Origin of the sequence: Streptomyces sp. NPDC018026, from assembly GCF_044327745.1 — a bacterium.
Classification (GTDB): domain Bacteria; phylum Actinomycetota; class Actinomycetes; order Streptomycetales; family Streptomycetaceae; genus Streptomyces; species Streptomyces rubrogriseus.
Window position 1 is genome coordinate 501,951 of the sequence record NZ_JBIRFY010000005.1, and the last position, 22,964, is coordinate 524,914.

At 65.2% G+C, this 22,964-nt stretch carries 12 protein-coding genes; 4 read left to right on the forward strand and 8 right to left on the reverse strand.

What is annotated here, in order from left to right; genetic code table 11:
* Nucleotides 1-308: 308 nt before the first annotated feature.
* The 3 genes from ACH4D3_RS19440 (at nt 309) to ACH4D3_RS19450 (ending at nt 4,703) form a co-directional block, all read left to right on the forward strand.
* A complete protein-coding gene (locus ACH4D3_RS19440) occupies nt 309-3,068 on the forward strand; it encodes an AAA family ATPase (protein ID WP_398323506.1) in 2,760 nt (919 codons plus the stop codon).
* Between the two features lie 470 nt (nt 3,069-3,538).
* Nucleotides 3,539-3,928, forward strand: coding sequence for a hypothetical protein (locus ACH4D3_RS19445; protein WP_383626946.1), 390 nt, complete (start codon nt 3,539-3,541; stop codon nt 3,926-3,928).
* Between the two features lie 427 nt (nt 3,929-4,355).
* Nucleotides 4,356-4,703: an ArsR/SmtB family transcription factor gene (locus tag ACH4D3_RS19450; protein WP_383626943.1), complete on the forward strand. Its 348-nt coding sequence runs from the start codon at nt 4,356-4,358 to the stop codon at nt 4,701-4,703.
* Between the two features lie 195 nt (nt 4,704-4,898).
* Here ACH4D3_RS19450 and ACH4D3_RS19455 read toward each other — a convergent pair whose 3' ends face one another.
* The 5 genes from ACH4D3_RS19455 to ACH4D3_RS19475 all read right to left on the reverse strand — a co-directional run bounded on the left by ACH4D3_RS19455 (nt 4,899) and on the right by ACH4D3_RS19475 (nt 15,023).
* Nucleotides 4,899-5,348, reverse strand: a complete 450-nt coding sequence (locus ACH4D3_RS19455) for an SsgA family sporulation/cell division regulator (protein WP_386010804.1) — start codon at nt 5,346-5,348, stop codon at nt 4,899-4,901.
* Between the two features lie 322 nt (nt 5,349-5,670).
* Entirely contained in the window at nt 5,671-8,418 is a 2,748-nt protein-coding gene (locus ACH4D3_RS19460) for an ATP-binding protein (protein ID WP_398323509.1), read from the reverse strand.
* A 1,379-nt stretch (nt 8,419-9,797) separates the two neighbouring features.
* Nucleotides 9,798-10,565, reverse strand: a complete 768-nt coding sequence (locus ACH4D3_RS19465) for an SDR family oxidoreductase (protein WP_315902945.1) — start codon at nt 10,563-10,565, stop codon at nt 9,798-9,800.
* A 792-nt stretch (nt 10,566-11,357) separates the two neighbouring features.
* Nucleotides 11,358-12,095: a sigma factor gene (locus ACH4D3_RS19470; protein ID WP_384503244.1), complete on the reverse strand. Its 738-nt coding sequence runs from the start codon at nt 12,093-12,095 to the stop codon at nt 11,358-11,360.
* A gap of 117 nt (nt 12,096-12,212) precedes the next feature.
* Nucleotides 12,213-15,023: an AAA family ATPase gene (locus ACH4D3_RS19475; protein WP_398323511.1), complete on the reverse strand. Its 2,811-nt coding sequence runs from the start codon at nt 15,021-15,023 to the stop codon at nt 12,213-12,215.
* A 1,813-nt stretch (nt 15,024-16,836) separates the two neighbouring features.
* On the opposite strand from ACH4D3_RS19475, the gene ACH4D3_RS19480 reads away from it, so the two are divergent.
* Entirely contained in the window at nt 16,837-18,561 is a 1,725-nt protein-coding gene (locus tag ACH4D3_RS19480) for an FAD-binding protein (RefSeq protein ID WP_398323513.1), read from the forward strand.
* A 925-nt stretch (nt 18,562-19,486) separates the two neighbouring features.
* Here the strand turns inward: ACH4D3_RS19480 and ACH4D3_RS19485 are convergent.
* The 3 genes from ACH4D3_RS19485 to ACH4D3_RS19495 all read right to left on the reverse strand — a co-directional run bounded on the left by ACH4D3_RS19485 (nt 19,487) and on the right by ACH4D3_RS19495 (nt 22,904).
* Entirely contained in the window at nt 19,487-19,918 is a 432-nt protein-coding gene (locus ACH4D3_RS19485) for a peptidase inhibitor family I36 protein (RefSeq protein WP_398323514.1), read from the reverse strand.
* Between the two features lie 1,221 nt (nt 19,919-21,139).
* Complete coding sequence (locus ACH4D3_RS19490) at nt 21,140-21,769, reverse strand: hypothetical protein (protein WP_398323516.1); 630 nt, start codon at nt 21,767-21,769, stop codon at nt 21,140-21,142.
* A gap of 172 nt (nt 21,770-21,941) precedes the next feature.
* On the reverse strand, nt 21,942-22,904 hold the full coding sequence (locus ACH4D3_RS19495; protein ID WP_398323517.1) for a hypothetical protein: 963 nt from the start codon (nt 22,902-22,904) through the stop codon (nt 21,942-21,944).
* Nucleotides 22,905-22,964 lie beyond the last annotated feature (60 nt).

The following is a 22,964-nucleotide window of genomic DNA, read 5'->3' on the forward strand; positions in this document are numbered from 1 at the left end:
CCGCGGAGTGAAGTAGGAGGACAGATTCCTTTTGGGGGCCCTCACCTGCATGTTTCCTTCGTTTGGCCCATGCGGGAGCGGCTCTCGTGCGGGCCGGAGACGGCTGTCCGACTACGTGGTGCACCCCCCACGGGGAAAAGGGCCAGGGCGTGCGCCACAAGCTGACGGGCTTGTGGCGGGTGGTCCGATCCCCTTTTGACTCCCGGAGACCGGGCTTGGCAGTCGCGTATTGCCGACAGGGTGCCCGCGACAGGGTTTCCTGGAGTAGACAGGGTATATCAGAACTATTCGGAACCAAGGCGGACACTGTGACTGGAAACGTGCCGCTGCGCGGTCGGCGACACGAGCTGGCGGAGCTGGATGCGCTGGTCAACCGCGCCCGCGCTGGCCATAGCGAGGCGCTGACCGTTTCCGGCGAGGCCGGCGTCGGCAAGACCGCCCTCCTCGATCACCTCACTGCGAGCGCTGCGCCGCACGTCCGCGTGGAACGCACGGTCGCCTCCCAGTCCGAGATGGAACTCGCCTACGCCGGCCTCCAGCAGCTCTGCGGGCCTATGCTGGGATCGGCCGTGCGGTTGCCGGCTCCGCAGCAAGAGGCGATCGAAGTAGCGTTCGGGTTGCGCAGCGCTCCCGCACCGAGTCCCTTCCTCGTCGGACTCGCAGTGCTCGGACTGCTCACCGAGGCCGCAGAGGAGCGAGGCTTGCTGTGCGTCATCGACGACGCACAGTGGCTCGACCAGGCATCGGCCCGCGCGATCGCGTTCGCCGCCCGGCGCATGGATGCGGAGGGCATCGCCCTGGTGCTCGCCATGCGTCGGACCGACGAGGCGTTCGCCAGTCTTCCGCACATGATCGTCGAAGGACTTGACTACGAGGATGCGAGCGCTCTGTTGCGTCTTGCGGTCCCCGGCGGCCTCGACCGGCGGGTGCGTGAACGGCTTCTGGCAGAGGCGCGCGGCAACCCGCTGGCCCTGCGGGAACTGCCTCGGGCTCTGAGCCCGGCCGAGATCGCCGGCGGCTTCGCTCTCACCGGCTCTCTGCCGCTGGAGAGCCGGATTGAGCAGAGCCTGATCGTGCAGCTCGCACCGCTACCCGCACCGGCGCGTCTACTGCTGTTGCTGGCCGCAGCCGACCCCACTGGCGACCCTGGCTTGCTGTGGCAGGCAAGTGAGCTGTTGGGACTGGGGCAGGAAGCCTTTGATGCCGCCAGGGACACTGAGGCGCTCGTCGTTGACACACGCGTCGGCTTCCGCCATCCGCTGGTGCGGTCGGCCGTGTATCGGGCTGCGTCACCGGAGGACCGGCGGCGCGTCCATGCCGCGCTGGCGGACGTCACCGATCTCAGTCAGGACCCGGACCGCCGGGCCTGGCACCGCGCCAGCGCGACGCTGCACCCGGACGAGGGGGTCGCCTCCGATCTGGAACGGTCTGCGGAACGTGCCAGGACCCGTGGCGGCGCGGCGGCGGCGGCCGCGTTCCTGGAACGAGCCGCGGAGCTGACGCCTGAGCCGGCGCGTCGGGTACAGCGGCTGATCGCCGCCGCGGAGGCCAAACACGATGCGGGCGCTCCTGAGGCGGTGCTGAGCCTGCTCGACACGGCCCATGACCTCCCGCTGACCGCTGCGCAGGAGGCGGTGACTGCCCGCCTACGTGCCCGCGCCGGGTATGCGCTGCGGCGCGACAGCAGCGGTCCGCAACTTCTCCTGGCCGCAGCGCAGGGCCTGGAGAGGCATGATCCGGTGCTGGCCCGCGACACCTACCTGGAAGCACTGGCGGCGGCGGTCTACGGAGGCAGGCTTGGCGACGCCGAACAGGTGGCTGTCGTCTCGAACGCGATCCTGGAAGCGACCGTCAGCGAGGGACCCGGCAATGCGCGGGACCTGATCCTGCGCGGTCAGGCGCTGCTAGCCGCCAAGGGACAGGAGGCCGCGATCGAAACCCTGCGTCGGGCGCAGCACGCGCTCCTGGAACAGGCCCCCGACTCGCTCGGACTGCACTGGTTGTGGTTCGCCTCGCGAGCGGCACAGGACCTCTGGGACGCTGATGCGCTGCGTGCTCTGGCCAACCGGCAGGTCAGACTCGCTCGTGCCGACGGTGTCGTCACTGTCCTTCCGATCGCTCTGAGCCTGCTGATGCTGGCGCAGACGGTCGACGGGGACCTCGACGCGGCCGAGGCTTCCTGCGACGAGATCGACGCGATCAAGGACGTTACGGGCAATCCGCTGCCGCCGTACGGACGGCTGTTCCTAGCCGCCTACCGGGGGAGGGCGAGTGAGGCGGCGCGCTGGGCTGAGCGCATCCGAGCGGACGCGTACGCACGCGGCGAGGGGTACGGACTGAGCGCGGTCAACTTCTCAGAGGCCATCCTCCACAACGGCCTGGGCGCCTTCACCGAGGCGGTGGTCTCCGCCAGCCGCGAGCTGCCCTACACGCACGAACTCAACCATGCGATGCGCACGCTGCTCGAACTGGTGGAGGCGGCCACCCACACCGGCGACCGGGCTCTCGCCGAGCACGCAGTGGACAAGCTGGCCGGTGTGACGCGTCCGGTCGGAAACACCTGGGCGACCGCCGTGCTGGCCATGGCAGAGGCGCAGCTGCATGAGGGCGACGAGGCCGAAAGGCGTTACCGGGACGCGATCGAAGGATTCGAGGCGGAACGCATTCCGATCATGGTGGGCCGGTGCCGCCTACTGTACGGAGAGGAGCTTAACCGCCAGAACCGGCATCTCGAGGCACGTGAGCAGCTCAGAGCAGCGCACGAACTGTTGACCGGTTTGGGTTTGGACGGCTTCGCCCAGCGGGCTGCGGACGAACTGCGAGTAAGCGGTGAGACCCCACAGGTCCGCGTGCGGGGATCAGCTGTGCAACTCACCAATCAGGAGCTCAATGTTGCGCGCCTGGCGCGGGAAGGGCTGACGAACCGGGACATTGGCGCCCGGTTGTTCATCAGCGTGCACACCGCGGAGTACCACCTGCGCAAAGTATTCGCGAAGCTCGGCATCAAGCGGCGCACCGAGTTGAAGACCGCACTCGCCGAACTCGACCAATCGCCTACGGACATCTGAGACTCGGGGTTCCTTGAGCGCGGTGTGCCCGCGGCTGCCTCGAGCGCGAGGCAGTAAGCATGCCAGCTCAGTACTTGCACACCGTGTGTTAGTCACGGCGGTGCGCCCTTCAGGTTCGGACTGGACTCGGCGACAGCCCCGGGGGCCAGGATCTGCCGCAGGCGTGCACGGCGCGGCCAGGGCGAATTGACCAGTCAGGCCCATGGGCGGCGGCGCGGTCCTCGTCCTGCTCCGCGTCCGGGGCCACAGCACCGGAGAGGAAAGCGTCCACCTCCGACAACGGGACCACGAAGGGCCGGGGCGGCCGCTCATCGCAGCATGCGCACCGCTGCGCCTTTCAGTCTCCCCGCCAAATCTGTCACAGACAGGACGGCTACCCAGTCAAACCGTATGAAACGGATATAAGCCACTTCGTGCTGATGGTCACAAGCCGCAGCCGGCAGACGCGCGGAGCCGAAAGGACCAGAAACATGCTGCTTGAGATGGACCGTCCCGGGCTCCAGCCCACCTCCGGCCCCGTACTCACCACCGGGGAGAGGAGCACGACCGCCTGCGGTCCTCCGAGAAGGGACGACCCAACGCTGGGCAACCCCGGGGCTTGGGTGTCCTCCGCCTTCCGACAGCCGGTCAAATGGATGGTGGGCGTTCCGTTCAACGCCTCCAACTCCCGGGTGATCTGGATGTACTACATCGTGGATGATGCCCGCGACAGTCTCCACGCGGTGCGCGCGGCACTGGAACGTGCCAACAGTATTCAGGAGAGGCAGGTGCGTGGCGGGGCGTCCGTGATGGCTGAGCACGTCGAGGTGCAGAAGATCCTGCAGGACGCCATAGGGCGCCTGAGCCTGGTCGACGAATGACCCGCCGGAAAAGCAGGGGCGTCCAGTCGAGGGACAGGGGCCTTGGCCGGCCAGTCTCAACACCACCCGCTCGGCATTGGCGGAAACAGCGGGGTGGAGCCACGCACCGACAGGTGGTGGTGCATTGCGTATCCCCGGCGTCACCCTTGGTGGGAATCTCGGCGCAGAAGCCCCAGCCGTTGTGCGGCTGGCGCTGCTCTTCTCCACCTGTGCGGTGATCGTGTGTCCTCAGCACCCGCGCCCGCGAGGTCCTTTGGCGAAGCAGGTGAGACGTGGCTCCGCGAGTCTCCCGGTGAAGGCGAGCGATGCGCGTGCGGCAGCCCACTGATGGAGTGGGCTGCAGAGAGAAATGAGCGATGCTCGCCCGTCGCAGGCAGTGGAAAGCTTTAAGTTCGACCCTTCCCGAACTTGCGATAGCATGGCTCCTATGCCCGACCACTCCTCCCCTGCTGACAGCGAGATCATCCTGCCGCGCTTGTTGGGAGTGCTCAGCGACCCGACTCGGCTGGGGATTGTCCGTATCCTGTCAGACGGCGCTGAACGAGGGTGGGGGCAGTTCAGTGCGCCCGTCGCCAAGTCAACGCTCAGCCACCACCTCAAGATGTTGCGCGAAGCGGGCGTCACTCAGACCCGTCAAGAGGGCACTCGCTGCTATGTGAAGCTGCGGGGGGATGCCCTCGACGCCCGATTCCCTGGGCTACTGTCGGCCCTGCTGTCGGCTGCGGTCGCAGACCATATCGGAGAACACGTGAGCGAACGGGATGATCACGGCTAGTCACCATCATGAACGTGGTGGAGCGTGCGGACGACACGTGATCGTGCTCTTTTTTCCGGCACACATGTGGGAGAAGGCGATGAGGACCTCGCTCCTGGCCCTCTGGTAGTGCCAGACGAGGGAGGTCGCTGGCGTAACGTGCAGCCGGTCTGGTCCAGGCAACGTGAGTGCAGGACAGAGTGGCAAAACGTCACGTCAGTCAGGTGCAGTGCCCGGGCTGCCGAAGAGACCCTCAAGAAAGGCATCCGGGTCCAACCGTCTCATCTCCGTACCGGCCGGCACGATCTGGTAGGTCCGGTCCAACCACTCCGCCAGCGGCGGTGCGGGCATCTCGAACAAGGCGGTGACGTCGTAGGAGCTGAGCTGCAGCCAAGCCGACTCCTGTTCGCCCAGATACGACGGCCACACCTGAACATCGCCGATGCCGCTCATCGATCGGAGCCCTTGGTCCAAAAGATCGCGGCCCACCTGCCAGGTCACCTTGGGTCCGTCCTCGTCGATGAAGAAGGTGATGCTGACGAGGAGGGGAGCATCAGGAGTGAACTTGAATTCGGCCCGGATGGCCTCCCACGCCCGGCTGCCCACCATTCGGTGGAGCTTCAAGGACAGGCAGATACCCTGTGCAACCGTGGTCTGCGTCTGCACACGCTGATCATTACCACTCATGAGGCTGTGCTTCCTTCCTTGAGGACTGGCGACAGCACCACCCTCGCGCATGACATGATGCAGGCACATCAGTACTTCGACAGTGAGAAGTGGCAGGTCAGACCGCCAGACACCGCAATGGGACTCTGCTTGTAGGACAAGGAGCCCTGGGCATGGGAAGACGTTAGGTCGGGCGACTGCTTTCAGCACTGCTATCTAGTGGACGCGGCACACCCTGTGTTAAGAGACTGAGATTGACTCGACGGTCGCGCACAGCACCGTGTCGCTCACCGTCAGACACTGTGTCGAAGAGACGGGCACGCTATTTTTGCTCTGGGAAGTTGGTATTGCGCACCATGGGCTGTCCGCCATCGAGAGCCGCGAGTGCTGTGGCCAGCTTGCCTCGGCTGGTGATACCCAGACGCGGATAGATCCGGTAGAGGTGGGCTCCGACCGTGCGGTGGGAGATAAACAGACGCTGACCGATCTCTCGGTTGCTCAGCCCCTTCGCAGCCAGCATGGCGATCTGCATCTCCTGGGGAGACAACTGTTCACCGGAACTTGCAGGCCGTCGGACGCTTGACTCGCCAGCAGCACGCAACTGCTCACGGGCCATCTCAGCCCAGGGTTGCGCACCGACCCGGTCGAACTCGTCACGGGCGAGCCGCAAAGGTTCGCGGGCATCCACGTTGCGCCGCTGACGACGCAGTCGAAGCCCCTGGTGCAGATGCAACCGAGCCCGCGCCAGCGACCAGCTGGCTGGCATCGTCTCAAGTGCCGAGGAGTACCGCTTCTCCGCCGTGTCCTCCGGCGCCAACACCGCACTGGTATAGGCATGAGCCACGAGCATCATTTCCGAAGGCAATCGGCTTGCCAGCTCCGGTAGTTCAGCGAGCAAATTCCGGGCGTGCTCGACGGTTCCGGCGGCAACTGCGGCGTCGGCGAGATCCGGTGCCAGCAACCAGCGGCTCACTGAGTGGTAGTGGGGGTCGGCTGGATCGAAAGCCCGCACAAGAAGTTCGTACGCCTCGGACGCGCGACCATCGAAGAGAGCGAGCAGACTGTCGACCTGCTGTGCCATCACGGTGACGAAGGGGGCACCGGGGAAGAGGTTGTGGGAGCGCAACTCGCGGACTGCGGAGTCCGCCGTTTCCCTGTCACCACGCAATGCCGCCACCAGACCTGCAGTCGCCTTCAGGCCCAGCCAGACGAGCCACTCTCCGGTCTCCTCCGCCAGGCCGAGGCCCTCGTCGGATTCCTCGCGGGCACGGTCCACCTGACCGAGATAGACGCGGGGCCAACTGCCGGCCAGAGCGCGGGCGAGTAGCCCGAGCCTGCCTTGTGACCGCCACACGGCAGCAGTCACCGACAGATATCGGGCGGCGCGACTCATGTCGCCTACGACCATGGCTCCGCTGCCGAGGAAGTGCAGGATCCGACCGTCCCGAAAGTCCGGGCTGATCTCTCCGAGCCGAGCGATCACATCGGCACCGTGTTGGTAGGGCTGGGTGTATGCCCGGACGGCCAGCACATGCGGAGCGTCCGGGTCGGGGTTCCACCGGTCCAGTTCCGCGGCGGCCTCGGCGCGCACCTGTGCGTCGCCGTCCTGGAAGAAGCACCGTGCGGCGGCACGCCATAGCAGGTCCTCTGCGACGTTTTTGGCATCCGCGTCCATCGCTCCGGCCGCGGCAGCGACCATGTCCCTGATACGTCGGTGAGGCTCGTCCGCTTCGAAGCCTGCTCTGTCGGACACAACCAGGAGGCGCGCGCGCTCAACCGGTCCGAGTACGTCCATGTCAGCGCGGTTCAGGAATTCCTGTGTGGCAATCCGGTCGTTGATCCCACCGGCCAGTTCAGCCGCCCGCACCAAGATGCCTGTTCGCCGGCGCGGATCACGTACGAGGTCCGCCGCCTGTCGCAGGGCAGGAATGGCCGACGCCATCTTGCCCCGTGCCAGTGCCGCGTCGGCACTGTGCTCCAGTCGCTCAGCCAGTTCGTCGTCCGGGCCAATTGCGGCTGCGGCCTGATGAACGAGCTGGCGGTCCGGCATGTCGTCCAGCACCGCCGCAAGAGCAGCGTGTGTGGTGAGCCGGTCAGCGATCGGTGCGCGGGTGTAGACCGCCGAGCGCATCAGCGGATGTCGCCACTCCGGCGTGCGACCTGCCAAAACAATCAAGCCTGCATCGATCGCCTCCTGCAGAGCATCCAGGGTGACCGGGGCGTTACACATGCGGCCAGAAACGTCCAGTAGACGGTTCAAGGGAGTCGTCGGCTCGGCGGCCAACGTCAGCAACAGCGCACGGCACTCGCGGCTCGCGGAGTCGGTACGCGCCGCGAAGGCGGCCTCCAGACGTTGCGTCAGAGGCAGTTCGTCCACTGGTCCTGAGATGTGCTGCACCGCTTTGGGCAGTTCGACCAGCGCCAGCGGGTTGCCCGCAGCGCGGTCCAGAACCAGCGAGCGTAGCGGGTTCGGCAAATCTGGGGCCTCCGAGTCGAGCAATGCGACGGAGGCTTCCGCGTCAAGGGGGGACAGACAGAGATCCGGGTGAACGCCCAGACTGTACTCCTCGGGGGAGTGGACCCGGGCAGCAGTGATGAGAACTATCTGCAGGTCACCGGTTCGCCGCGCGATGAACCTGAGTACATCCCGACTGGAGGAATCGACCCATTGCAGGTCGTCGATGAGGAGGAGGAGCGGCTGCCGGTCGGCTACTTCTGCCAGGAGTTCCAGTGCGGCGAGGCCGACTTTGTAGAGGGGTGGTTCGTTCTCCGCGGCACCGAAAGCACCGTTGAGCGTCTGCTGGTGCAGTGCTGAGAGGCTCTTGGGCCCTCGCATGATTGGTTGCAGCAACATCTGCAGTGCAGCGAACGGCAACCACTGTTCGGTCTCTACCCCAGAAGCAGACAGCACCCGGAACCCACGTTGGGTGGCATCTTCCCCGACTGTGCTCAGCAGAGCCGACTTGCCGACACCAGCTGCCCCATGAACAAGCACCGCTGTTCCACATCCGACCGCCGCCTTGTCCAAAAGGGTACTCATGGTGCGTTGTTCCACGTCTCGGCCGATCACGAGACATCTCCTGACACCGGCATGTATCGCCTGACACAGTCCACCCATCGTGGCTGTTCAGCGCAGAGGCATGGGGTGCCGCTGATCATGCGAACAGGGTTCTTGGAGACGCGGAGAGGCTCCCGCGTCCTGAGGTAGTCATGGCCACCCATGCTCAACTTCTCCCGGTATCAGATCACAACGCCGGCGGAGGGAGACGAGATGGTGGGGATTCTCCTGGCCCCGCACGCTACCACAGCTGCATCAGTCAAACGACTCTCAAATGACTAGCTGTGACCAGTTGCGCCCGTATGACGGCCCCGCAGGTGAAGCGCTCCGCGTGCAAGGAAGCCCGACTTGTGAAGCCACGGAGATCAAGCGGATCAGGGTGGGGAACGCCGAGCTGCGCCGGACGCCGAGACCTGCAAGGCGGCCTCGGCGTCCTTCGCGCCGGAGCCCGTCCGGTCGCCGAAGCGCTAGTGGTGCACATCGAGGAGCGCCGGAAGGTGTCCGAATGCGATCCGATCTGCAGTAATACGACCAGCCGTCACGACATGGAGAACGACTCAGGCGCACCTACCAGGCCACCCAGAACCGCCTCCAGGTCGGCGAGCCCGTTCGGAGCGCCGATCCGCCGGCGCGCAACAGCCGCATTCACACCAACACCTTCAGCGTCTACGGAACACGGAGGCTCTGGCGGCAGCTGCACTGCGTTTATCCGCTGCCCGCTGCCCGCTGCCCGCTGCCCGTCGCTGGCTGATGTGTGTCCTCGGTGTCCAGAGCATCCGACGGGGCCTTAAGACCGCACGATCACCCACACGATGGCTACGAAGAGCCCACTGACCTGCTGGGGCGTGGACTTCACCGCGCTCCGTCGGAAGGTGCGGTGGGTCGCCGACATCACCTACATGGCGACTGGGCCCAGGTCCGCCTGCGCCGCCTTCATCGATCTAGGCTCCCGGGCCGACCGTCGGCTGGTCCGCTGCCGTCAGCAAACAGCCCCAGCTCGTCCTTCACGACCTCGACGTCGCCATGTCGAGCGGTGGCCAGGCACCCCAACGGAGCCCGGCCTCGCGCAGCCCTCGGACGCGGGCCATGCACGTTCTCGCGTCAGTCACCACCCACCTCCCTGAGGCGGGCATCGATGCCTTGATCGGCACCTCGGCGATGCACGCCCCAACGCCCTCACGCAGTTCCGGACCAGCTTCGCCAAAATGCAGCCGATCAATCCTTGCAGGCCCTGGCACGGCTTCACCGACGTCCGAATCTGCCACTGCAGACCGGTTGACTGGTTCTCTAATCAGCACCTCACCGGTACCGGAGCTGTCCCGCCCCACGAGCAGAGCGTCCACCGATTCCGGATGGCCTCGGCGCGTCCAAATCGGTCGACGCTCGTGGCATCAGATGAGTTCCAGACCTCCATCAACGGTGATGACCTGGCCGGTAGCATGCCGCCCTGCCGGCTCAGCCATCCGGAGGATCCAGTGGGCCATCTCATCAGCCGTCGCAATGCGATGGGTAGGGATGCGGTCGCGCTCGTAGGCGTACATGTCGTTGGCGGCCTCTGGGGTGAGACCGGCGTGCAGCATGACGTCGGTCCGGGTGGGACCCGGGGCAACAGAGTTCACACGGACGCCTTCGCCGGCGAGTTCCAGGGCCCAGCTTCTCGTCATCTGTTCGATAGCCGCCTTGGTGGCCGAGTAGTGGGCGCCTCCGGCCATGGGCCGATGGCCATAGGTGCTGGAAAGGTTGATGATCGTGCCGAACGTCCTGCGCAGGTGCGGCAAGGCTTCGTGGGCCAGGAGGCTCGGAGCGACAACGTTCAGTGCCAGAAGGTCGAGGATCACTTCCTTGTCCGTCTCGGCCAGAGGCATGACTGCCGTCGCGCCAGCATTGTTGACCAAGTAGTCGAGACGCCCCCATCGCTGCACAGCAGCATCGATGACGCTCGCAGGTGCCCCGTCCCCACAGACATCGATGGCCAGGACTTCAATGTTGTCGCTGGCTGCAGCTGTCTCCTTCAACGGCTCCTCTCGGCGTCCCACCCCGAGTACATGTGCGCCCGCATTGGCGAAGGCGACGGCCGTAGCCCGCCCGATACCGGACCCTGCGCCGGTCACAATCGCTACCTGCCCGGCGAAGGCGGGATTGATCGAGTTCTCGGTCACGAACACTCCTCGTTCGAAGTTCGTTGTACATAGAACACTATGTGTAGTCCGTAGGCTCGCGTCAAATGCACACGTGCATGTGTGGCGGCGAAGCACAAGGTGCACTGGTCGGGCAAGCTCGACCTTGACTACACAAGCCAGACAGGGTGGGCTGGCGACATGTGACACCTACAGGCACTCTGATGAACACTCACAGCCTTATGAAGACTGGCGGGGGAGACTGCGTAGTGCCAGACAGGCCAGACCGCCGTTGCGGCCACCTCAGCACTCATCGTGGCCACTTCCGCTCCCGCTGGCGGCCCCTTCGTGGCACGCAGCGTAGGGCCCTCGGCGGCGCGCGGTTGAGCCGCAGGCTGGCCGCGCGAGCGTCGGCGGCTCCGCCCCTTCCCCGCGGGTGTGCGTGCCGGTCGGGGAGGTTGCTTCCAGCCTCAGTAGAGAACCGGGGGCGGGGTCGGCCTCTCCGAGTTTGTCGAAGACATTGCGAACTGATTGCCGGCGTGCGGCCTCGTGAGCTTGGTCGCATGACCATCCGCAGTGCCGTCTGTGGCCGCCTCGCCCACGGGCTGGCGCGGGTGTCATCGGACAACGTGAGCAGGTGCAGACAGGCCAGGGTCCCAAAGCCCGAAGCCGAGATCGATGGCCGTGACGAACTGGGCAGAAGGTTGCGAAGGCGCGGCAGCGAAGCGGGTTTGACTAGGCGGAACTTTCGTTGCTGTAGGTGACCAGACGCTTCCTACGGGTGCTGGGCCCCGTGTGCTCACTGAGCCGTTCCATTCGCCGCGTGGCCTGCTCTCACGCAGCGTGCCGGGCTGATCTGAGAATCTGACGGGACAATCCAGGAGCCGGGGACGACGAGGACTGGCTCTGCCCTTGGGGGACAAGCACCCGTGTGAGACTCTCAAGATCACCTGTGTTGGCCGCGATCTGGAACGCATCGACCAGGCGGCGGTGCGCCTCAGCAGGGACTGGCCGTTGGCGACCAACTTTGACGAGGCGGGTCTGCGCACGGCGGACCAGTTGCCGCGCATTCGTGACGCTGATGCGAAGCAACTCCGCAAGATCGGCATAGCCGTAGCCGAACCCCTTCCGGAGCACGTAGGCAGCCAATCCATCCGGCGTGAGCCTCGCCATGAGCAGAGCCAGGGCTTCCTCGATCGACACCGTCTGCTCGGCGCGCAGGACGGGATCCTGGACGGTCAGATCGACGAGGTTGACCAACTGCGACTCGCTCGGGATTTCGTGGCGGTGCCGCGCGGACTGGATGACATTGAGAGCCAGACGGGTCGTCGTCGTCGTGAGGAACGCGGCCGGATTCTCAATCCGTGCGCGGTCTGCGCGTTGCCAGCGCAGCCATGTTTCCTGAACTGCGTCTTCGGCTCTCGCGACGTCGCCGAGAATCTGATGGGCGATGCGGAACAATCGTGTCCGCTGGGCCAGGAAGACGTCGAGGGCTAGGTCCAAGTGGTCCTGGGGCGACCACCGGGGCTCAGGGACTCCGGCCGTCGTCGTCTCCAGGCTGGGCGCGGACATCGGGAACTCCTCGTGGTGGACGGCGCCCGTCGAGGGCGATGGCACCACCCTCGGTCCGTGGCTGTGTTCACCGCGCCCTGGAAGTCCGTGGTGTCGTCCGTGGGGTCCCGCGCCGGTTCAGCCGGATTGCACCATGCCCACGTTCCTCGTGTCCGTGGTTGCAGCACTCGCGAGCGCACCCGGTAGCGCACGACGAGAGTTGATCCCGAGCTTCGTGTATACCTTCCGCAGGTGCCACTCCACGGTGTGAGGGCTGATGAATAGCTCCGCACCGATTTTTGGATTCGTCATGCCGCTGGCGGCGAGAACCGCAATCTGAGACTCCTGCGGGGTCAGGGCGGTCGCAAGCTCGGTTCTCCGTATCCGTACATGCTCGCCAGTGGCGAGCAGCTCCCGGCGAGCACGTTCGGCAAACGCGTTTGCTCCCATCCCTTCAAACATTTCGTGGGCCGTACGAAGGTGCTCTCGCGCCAGGGAACGGCGGCGGCCTCGGCGCAGCCACTCGCCGTACAGGAGGTGAGTACGTGCTACCTCTACGGCTACCCGGCCGCGGGTGAGCTCATCGATCGCGAGCCGGTACAGGTCGTCAGCTGCGTCATCTTCGGTGAGGAGAGCCTGACTGCGTGCGGTGACGCCCCCCGCCCATCCAGAATCGGTAGCGCGGGTGAATTCGACCAGCCGGGCGAGCGAGGCCTGGGCCTGGCCGTGCTCGCCGCAACGGGTTGCGGCCTCGATGTGTTCGACCAGCGACAGGCCGGCGAAGTTGAAGCCGTCGTGCTCAATGCCCGAGCGAGCAGCCGCAAGAGCGTCGTCGTAGCGTGCCAGTCCGTTGAACAGCACGCCTTGGATGTAACTCGTCGCACCCAGGAGGGATACCTCGCCACGTTGCGCGGCGCTGGCCCTGGCGTCCTCGATGAAGCCGGCGGCGATCTCCTCATCGCCTCGCCAGGCGGCAAGGACCAGCGTGGCGTACTTGTGCGGGGCATGGCCGGTCGCGGCCGCGATCGCGTCGGCCTCATCAATCATCCGAGCTGCACCAGCGAAGTCGCCGGTGTGGATGTGTACCCCGCTGGCGTAGATCAGTGCCGGTGGCAGCGTGCCGAGTGCTCCGATGTCGCGGGCAAGACGTACCGCACGAGTCGACAGCGTGTCCCACGCTGTCAGGTCCCAGGCATAGTGAATGATCGCTTCCAAGGCGACCGGAGCCAGGAGAAGCCAACGCATCGTAGCCTCCCGGGTGGCGAAGTTCTCGCGTGCGAAAAGCTCCAACGCGCGGCGCAGGGCTGGGCCGCCCATCTCGTAATCGCCCGCGAGGAGTGTAGCCACACCATCCAGCAAGAGGTCGGCGGCCTCGGATCCCGAAGGGGGTGCTCCTGAACTGCGGGCCGCGATCGCTGCAGCACGGGCGCCTGTCGGCCCGTGAACCCTGCCGGCGAATATGGTTGCGCTGATTGCTTCTAGGTAGGTTTCGCGCGCCAATGACGACCTGGCAGCAGCAAACTTTGCAGCGGCACCGAGCAATAGAGGCGCCGCCTCGTCGCTGCGGCTGCGGGCGAAGAGGATCCTGGCACGCAGGCGCGCCAGGCGGGCGCGATCCAGCGGACTGAGCGGACACAATTCCGCCAGCGTCGCCTGCTCCGTGGCCCGTTCCGGAGAGGCAGCCGAGAAGTGTGCTTCCGCGGCTGCGAGAGCTCGGCGCCCCCTCAGCCAAAGGTCCGGTGTCAACTCCGCTGCCCGCTGCAGTAGTACTGCCTCGGCGGCCACGCCGCCGCGCTGGCGAGCTCGGCCGGCCGCCTGCTCCAGCCCGATTGCAACCTCTTCATCGGCCTCATCGACAGCCTGCGCGGCATGCCAAGCGCGCCGGTCGGGGTCCAAGGACGGGTCCGTGGCTTCGGCAAGCGCCCGGTGCACCATTCGACGTTCTTCGGGCTCGGCCTGGTGGTAGACCGCCGAACGCACCAGAGGGTGTCGAAACCGAACGGACTCGCCGAACTCGATCAGACCGGCTGCTTTAGCGGGTGCGGCGTTGGGAGTGACCTGCAGAGAGGCTGCTGCGTGGAACAGCAGACGGGGGTCACCGACTGGTTCCGCCGCGGCGATCAGCAGCAGAGTCCGGGTCGACGCCGGCAGCGAGGCCAAACGGCTGGCGAAGTCCCGTTCGACACGGCTCGACACCGTCCCCTCGACAGTCGGGGAACCCGGATGCAGGCCGTACGCCAACTCGGCGGCGCTACGGCCGCGGGAGAACTCGAGCAACGCGAGGGGGTTGCCGTGCATCTCGGCGACGAACCGATCACGGACCCGCTTCTCCAGCCGTCCACCGACGGCAGTCATAAGAAGTTCCTCGGCCGCGCCGGCGTCGAGGCCGCCGATCAGCAGTTCCGGCAGGCCGGCGAGTGCGGCTTGCCCCTCAGGGTCCCGGACTGCGAACGCCATCGCGACCGCCTCAGCCAGTAGTCGCCGAGCCACGAACTCCAGCGTCTGCAGAGACACCCGGTCGAGCCATTGGGCGTCGTCGACCACGACGAGCACCGGTCGGGTTTCCGAGGCCCGGGTGAGCAGAGTCAGCACCGCGAGGCCGACGAGGAAGCGGTCGGGCGGCTCTCCGGCCGCCATTCCGAATGCGACGCGGAGGGCATCACGCTGGGGGGCGGGCAACGTCTCGATGTCGGCCAGAAACGGAGCGCACAACTGATGCAGACTGGCATAGGGCAGTTCCATGTCTGCTTCGATGCCCTGTGCTCTCGTCACGGTCACCCGTGACGCCTGCTGGGCCACATAGTCCAGCAGCACCGACTTTCCGATGCCTGCTTCGCCGCGGATCACGCATACACGAGACTCCCCCTTGCGCAGGCCGGCCAGCAAGTCGTCGAGCGCCGAGCACTCGAACTGTCGGCCAACCAGGATGGGAAGCGTGTTGGCGGCCATATGACATTGCTCCTAAGGTCTGTCGCCAATGGTTTCCGATCAGGGACCACGGCAGGGCTACTGCCATGAAACGTCCGATACGCAGTGGGTTTCGGCCAGCCGTCTGCTACCCCGTCCCACCTCGAGGCAGTAGACGGCTGGATAACCAGACAGACCTCAACGAGATCGTGTGGCTGGACACGTCCGATCGGGCCGGATCCTGGGTCAGACCTTGCCGCGCGGGCGAAGACCGATGCGACCGGTGAGACTGAGCGGCCGGCGCCAGGCGCCTCCACGTCACGCAGGCCCATCCGCATGCGGCCGGAGATCGAGAAACGGGCTTTGCACCGACTGGTCCAGCGGAGGCCGGACCCGCAAGGTTCACTTGGCCTGCGACCTCCTGGTGCATCCGTTCGGCTCTACTGTCGCCTGGGGGCACATTGATGCCGTCATGCGGTTCATCATTGGCTGCAAGGACCATAGCTCCCAGGCAACACGCAGTTGACTGTGCCGAGTGAACGTCCGACACAGCATGCCGGCACGGCTCAACCGAACATGTAGCCGGCGCCGGCGCGGCAGCCTGGGCCAGACTCCATCGGCCTTCGACAGGCAGGTGCACAAGCGGCACAGCATCGTCGAACGCTGCTTCGACAGCCTCCAGCGACGCGGCACCGTCATCCGCTACGACAAGGCCACCGAGGTCGACCAAGCAGCCGTCATCCTCGAACCACTCCCGGTACTGGCGGTGCATGCGGCAACTCCTAGAGATCCCAGGGGCCTCCCAGGATGTGGGGACTTTCCCTAGACGATACTAAGAGGTCACAACATGTGCTGTTAAAGATGTGGTCACTTGCTCGAGTGTGAGTGGGCACACGCTCGTGATGGTGGTCGTTACTCTCGAACCCGAACCGTGCAGGCAGCACGACCCCTCCATGCTGTGATGGACATCACATTCAGGAGAGTGCTTCGAAACTGTCACAGACGGCGTCGCTGTCCGGTCAAGCACTGCCTATCGGCCGTCTGCCGTCTCAGCCGTCGGGTCGGGATTCTCCCTATATGTCAGTGCACTTCAGTGAATCGGAGGGACGCTTGGTGGCCGAGCGTGTTGAGCTGGCTGACGAGGCGGCTTGCCTGCCGGGCTCCGCCGATCCGTTGGACGAGGTAGTCGCCTTCGAATTCGCAGTAGCCGAAGTCAACGGGGAGTATGTGCCCGGCAGATGCCGACCTGATGTGGCTGACGCTCGTCTGGTTCTGCTTCCTGATGTGGCGGACGGTGACGGGTGCGTAGCAAGGAATGGGGGAGGCGCCCTTGCTACGGGCCACCGCGGCGAATCAGCCCGAGTCCTTCATCCGGCTGCGAATTACTCGCACAGAATTTGCCGAGAGTCAATCTTCCAGCGGACTCGTGGGCGCGCGGAAATATCGTGGACCATGAGGTCGGACGGGGATGCTGGAGAAAATGCTCGTTCAACCGGGACCGCCAATGGCCTGTCGGCATCCGCCGCTAGTAGCGCCTCCTGGAGGATGGCAGGAGACCCAGGGGTATTCACTGCCAAGGGGAGGCCGGATCGCACTAGATCTATATCTACGCCGAGGACAGTTGAAGCTTCCGGCTTCGTATTGTCGGTCTCTTCGACCAGAGCGTGGCGGCGATTGTCTACCACCGCTACACAAAGGGAACCGTATGGGCGACGATACAGGCCCTAGTTTGGGTCCTCGGCTCGCTCGCTTGTCTTGCGCCGGGCGCCTGAAAAGGCGGTACCCCGAGAGCGCGACGGGGAGTCGAGTAATCCACTGACCAGAAGACCGGATGCCCTAAACCATCGGAGAGATCATGTCATTTCTTGGACACCAACTCGCCACATCCGTCCTCGTGGTGGGAGCCGGCCGGGCAGGCCTACGCGCAGCCATTGAGATCGCCGAGACAGGTATGTCGGTCATCGCGGTAGGCAGTCGAGCGAACGACCGCGCTCGAACAGCTATGGAACCGGCCGGTATCGAGGAGATGCTAGCCACCACTGAATTCGCAGGGGGTTGGCAGGAACGTGTGGCGGACCTGTTGCAGGACAATCACTTGCCAGCCGACACGAGCAGCGTTCATAGTACAGCTCGAAAAGCTCTGCAGGCAGTATATGATCTGGAGCGCTACGTAATGCGATTCGACTGTCAATGCCACAGTCGGAACAATTCGCGCTACGTCGCTGAGTCCACTTATGTCCGTAATGATGCATTCGATGGCGACCGTACTGGACGCGAGGTGCAAAGAATACTGCGAGAGCGTGCTGACAGGCTCGCTATTCCAATTTTGTCGGATGTATACATTACCCGACTATTGGTCGATGATGGGACAGTTTTCGGCGCCTACGGAATCGACCTTATCGATGGCTCCCGTTACATCATTCGCGCCGACGCTGTGATTATCGCGACAGGAGGACATACGCGTATCTGGCAACGTACGTCCTCGCGTCGTGGTGAGAACACTGGCGATTCTTTCCGCCTTGCCGTTGAAGCAGGTGCCCGGTTGCGTAGCGCCGAACTGGTCCAGTTCCATCCTTTTGGACTGATCAAGCCGGAAAATGCGGCTGGCGCGCTTGTCAGTGACACTGTACGCAGCGAAGGGGGAATTCTGCTCAATAACCTAGGTGAACGTTTCATGGCGCGCTATGATTCCGAGCGAATGGAACTCTCTAACCGAGATAACGTCTCGCTGGCGTCCTACAGCGAGATCAAGGAAGGTCGCGGCACCCAGGATGGAGGTGTCTGGCTCGACCTGTCTCACCTGCCCCGAGAGACCGTCATAACCAGGTTGCCGCGTGTGCACCAGATGCTGTTGGACCTGCAGATGCTCGATGTCACCCGCGATCCGATCGAAGTGGCACCGACTGCTCACTACTCCACGGGCGGAGTCTGGGTCCGGCCTGAGGATCACAGCACAGACGTCAATGGGCTATTTGCGATAGGAGAGGCCGCCAGCGGTCTCCACGGTGCGAATCGCTGGGAGCAAGATTCGCTGGTCGAACTACTGCGGCACAGCAAAGTTGCTGGCAGGGCCGCGGCAGAGTACTCGGCCAAGCTCACGGGCCAGCAACGGTCGCTAGCAGCGATTCGCGCAGCAGAAACGGACGTGAACCGACTTCTTGCTGCTGACGGGGACCAGAACGTCCGCGCTCTGCAAAGGTCAGTTCGCCGCCTGATGACAGAGCACGCGGGCATCCTGCGCAGCGAAGCAGGGCTCGTTGCCGGGATCACCGCACTTGATGAGATCGAGACCCGCATGGTGGACGTCGGTGTGCACATCGACATCAGCGGATTCCAGGACCTTGCGTACGCCTTCAACCTCAGATCTACCGTTCTCGCCGCTCGAGCGACGCTTGAGTCCGCGCTAGAACGGCGGGAGACCCGAGGCTGTCATATCCGCTCAGACTACCCGGATCCCAACCCGGCCCTGGCAGTCAACTTGGTGTGGTCGCCAGACACCGGGGTGCGCCGCGAACCGGTTCAGGCTGACGTCATCAAATTGACGCGTGGTGTGTCGCCCGACAGCGGGCTGACTGAGTAGGGGACAAATGGCACACATGGCCTCGAGCTGGGCATACCCGGGGGCGACTGGGGACATTGCGGGCTGAATGAGTGTGCGGGCGGAGACGTTCACACGGCTGCGGTTGGAGCAGTTCGAGCGGCTGCTGAAGGCGATCGATGACACAGCGGTGTTTTCAGTCGGATGAACGGGACTTGTGTGGCCGTGTACCACCGCACGGACCTGACTACGCGGCAGCTCGGGCCGCTGTTGGGGATCTCGTCCCCGACGCGGTGTGCCGGGCAATCCAGCGGCTCGATCTGATGCTCGCGCTGGACGGTCGCCCGACCAGGCGATGCGGCCGACTGAGTGTGGACCGCGGACGGCACCCTCATCCCGGTCCACGAAAGGAACGTCTGCAGTACGGTGACCTCTTGGGCGGCGGAACGGGTCCGGTGAGCGCCGAATGCTGCTGGACCGATACCCGCCAGCAATCGCCATGTGGTGGGAGTGGACGCGACCCCGGGCAACATTTTGGTCTGGTCCCACAGCAGAGCCAGGTCAGCGATCGCCTCCCCACCGTCGGCGAGCATCACTGCCAATTCGCTGGATCCCGCCGGCGACGTAACTCGTGCCGCGCAGCCGTCTGTGGTGCGGCACGTTTCTGAAGGCGTGGTCAGGTCAGTGGTTTCGGCGATATCGGACAGCAGACGGGGCCCGGCATGACTGACAGCTCACAACCGGCAGCTGATACGGCGAGCCTGGGAAGCGACCCGTTAGTGTTCACGCAGAGAGTGCTTTGCTGCTGGGGTGACAGGATCCCAGACAAGCCTCATCATTCCAGCTCGAAAGGAGCTTCCGCGTTCCCGCTCAAGAACTGACGCTTCCGAAGGTGAAAGCGGAGGTTAGCGCAACGGGTGCAGTACTCCTCCTGAGAAGGCCCTCGGGAGGAGTACTGCCATCCCTTTCAGCAGGCGGAGCCCGGAGGAGGCTGGGGGCCGCCGCCACCAAGAGGCGCCCAGGAAGAGATTACGTCGTTCATGCTGGAGGCACCCACATAAGTGCTGGCGAGGTTGGCAAGGCTACCGCCGGGTGGCACTGCAACACCGCGGCCCGTGTAGTTGTTGTGCTCGTAGAAGCAGATCGTCGCAGCACCGTTGTTGCGGATGGACGAGATGCTGTCCTGCAGGCCGGGGCTGACCTGTTTCAGAACGTCGCCCACGTAGCCGGGAACGTTTGTTGTGCAGTTCCTCCCGTAGGCGTCTTTGCAGACGGTGATACCGGTGGCCGCTGCTCCCGCGGTGGAGGCAGATGCAGTACCGGCAAGAGCGCTCATCGTGCCAATCGTCAGCACGAGACTTGCGGTGGCGCTGGCAAATCTTGTCTTGCGTACACTCATAAGGGGTTCCTCTGTGCTGAGTTCAACCGTGCGTAGTCGTTTGTCGAGCGTCTGTTTGTGCGCCCATGCCGAGGTGCCCTAGAGGGCCCGGGCCCTCGTCTGACGACGGGTCGTCAACCTTTTGACCGGGAAGGGACTTTCGATGTGACAGGGACACCTCTACGAGGTCCGCATACAGGGAGGTGGCCGTACCGCCTGCTCTGGCGGCGCAGTTCTTCGCCCGGACGCGCTGCTGGCTGGGACTCGGTTGTCTCTCTTCCGCCGCAGATCAGGTGTGTGGGCGAACCGAGCCCGGTTCTGACAGTGGAGCGGCGGACCGGGTGCCACTACGGGGCTGTGGTGGCGGCGGTTGACCGCAGTCGGGCATGGCGTGTTGAGGCCGTGTGCTGCCGCTCCTGCCGAGTACGCGTCCAATACGTTCGTTGCCACTCCGCGGACGCCGATGCCGCGGGGTTCGAGTGCCTGACGGCTGTGGGCATTGGTGGTGGAGATCTCGATCGAGAGCGGAAGACACTGTTGTGTTTGTCACGGCCGGTTGGATTGGCTTCGACAACTACCTACTTCAGTCGGCGGTGCTGATTGAGCCGACGCGCACGACTCCGGTCCAGCTCACTCAGGGCAAGGAGTCCGTCCGGGATAGGACGGTAGGGTTTGTCCAGACCCGGGCCCGACATGGTCGCGTCCGCCTGGTATTGCCCAGGAAGTGGTCAGGCAATGCACGGGGATGTGGGCTGCTGGATGAACGCTCAGTCGAAGTCGCGGCGCTCTGGTCGTTCGCAGACAACACGCTTTGTCGGCTCGGTGGACACCTGAGCACACCACACCTGAGCGCCTGTCTAGCCGCGGCAAGGCGTTCGAACCGATAACGGAGCCCCTAGTCGGCCGCCCCATCTCAGAACTTGATCGCTACAACCGGCCCATCACGGGATGATCCGGCTCCTGGGCCACTCTGCATCCGGCTTGTCCGTGTGCGTCCTCATCGCTGAAGCAGCCTTGCGCGCTCTGTCGGACCCGCTGTGGCATCGCCCGGCGTGTGACGGTTGACGTCACGGCGGCGTGCACCAGCAGTCCGGAAGGATCGGCCGCAGTGGCCAGTATGCGCGTCCCGCAGCCCGCGGACGGAACGCACGCTGGCGCATCAGCTGTCCACTCTCGGGACGAGATGACCGCAGCCGGGCCCGGGGGTGTGCCGGGTTGCGGGCGGACTACGTGCTTCAAATTCTACTTGGCCTCAGTGCCGGACTCCGGCGCCACCGACGGCTCGGACGCGCTAATCGTGGTGTAGGAGACAGAGGAGCCCTGCTTGGTGCGTTGTGCCTGCTGCTTGGCCACGAGGCCTTCGAGTGTGTTGCGTACCACGGTGGTCTGGGCGGCGCGTTCGGGGTAGGCCTGGTTCAGCGCGGCAGAGATCTGTGCGGCGGACCGCGGCTCGTTCTGCGCGGTGAGGTGGCGCCGGACGAGTTCGACGAGGGTGGGAGCGGAGCTCTTCACGGCTGTGGTCCTGGGCGCAGCGTTGGCGGCAGGTGTCTTCTTGGCCGCCTTGCGGCTCCGGGGGGCCGTAGCGCCATTCTTGGCCCGCGTGCGTTTGCCCTCGGCCGGCTCAGCGGCCGCCTTCTTGCGAGGCGTAGGCACGATGTTGCTCTGGGCAGGTGACGCGGGCATGGCTCCGGCCAGCGCCTGCTGGATGTTCATCAGTACGTTGTGGTCGTGCTGCAGGACGGTGAGCTGTTCCTGCAGTGCGGCAATTTCCGTCCCGACGCGTTCCTGTTCCTTGGCATTGCGCTCGAGATCGGCGGTCACCTGGGCGGCGTACTGCGAGGCCACTTCGGTGGTGGTCGGGGTCTCAGACATGGCGCTGGTTCTCCTTGGCTAGGCGAGGCGTGCGCTGGGAGGCGGCTGCTGCGGGACAGTGGATGCCGGGTTGCGCCTGACACGAAGACAGCAGCCGTCGTGCGTTACCCGGGTCTAGAGATAATACGGGCCGGGAGATGAGGATAGGTCTTGTCTTCTGTCCTGCTCTGACTCACTGCCTGTCCGAAGGTGGTGGGTTGCGTGGTGGGCTGCCCTGACCCGGCGAGGACGCTGGTGGTCGCTGCGGGAATCGCCACAGCACTTGATCGGTGTCCCGGTGGTAGTGCCAGGACACCAGTGTGTGGACGGACACCAGCCGGTCGAGTAACTCCTTGGTCTGCTGTGGGTAGTGCCCGCATAGACGGGAGATGTTGGCCAGGTCTTCCGTGCCGTCGAGAGAGCTGGCGGAATGCGAGGCGAGGACGACCGCGGTCAGCTGCAGTGCCGCGGGCGCAGATGCCGGCAGGACCAGCGGTGTCGGGTGCAGCGCCCAGTGTGCGGCACGGCGTCGCACGCAGCGGCCGGGTACCTGGTCCAGCACGGTGGTATCCAGCAGGCGTGCGCTCATGGTCCCCGACTGCATGCCGGACGCTTGCAACCATCCGGCCTGGGTCAGCTCCAGCCACAGCTCCCAGCGTCGTTGCAGACGCATGCTGCGCAGCAGCCCGTTTGGCAAGGTGACATGCCCCCGGCTGTTCGAGCGCAGGGCGCACTGCAGAGCGAGCATGCGAGCTGCGGGCGAGGTGAACTGGGGGAGTGCGGCGGACAGATAAGTGAGCATCTCCCGTACCCGCGTCCGTTCGTCGGGCCCCGGCGTGACACCGTGCCGGGCAGGCCGCACGGCGTGGCCGATCGAACGGCGCCGGGGTGATCCGAGCAAGGTGTCCGGCACGAGGGCGGTACCGCTGGTCGCTGCCGCGCAGGCGGCGCAGGTGTCGGCCAGTCGCCAGGAGCGCCCGCCGGCGCGACGGGTGAGTGCCAGGAGTACCGGACCGCTGCAGCCACGGCTGCGGGGGTGCCAGGAGCAGCCCAGAGCCCGGCACTGGCACGTGCGCAGGTGTCCGGGCAGCGCGTCGGCGAGGGCGTGGCTGGCCAGATGTGTCAGGGCCGTGGACCGGGCTGAGGATGCATCCACCGGGTGGGTGTGGGCCTGGCACTGGAGGCAGAACAGCCTCGGTCCTCCCGCCTGCGGGCG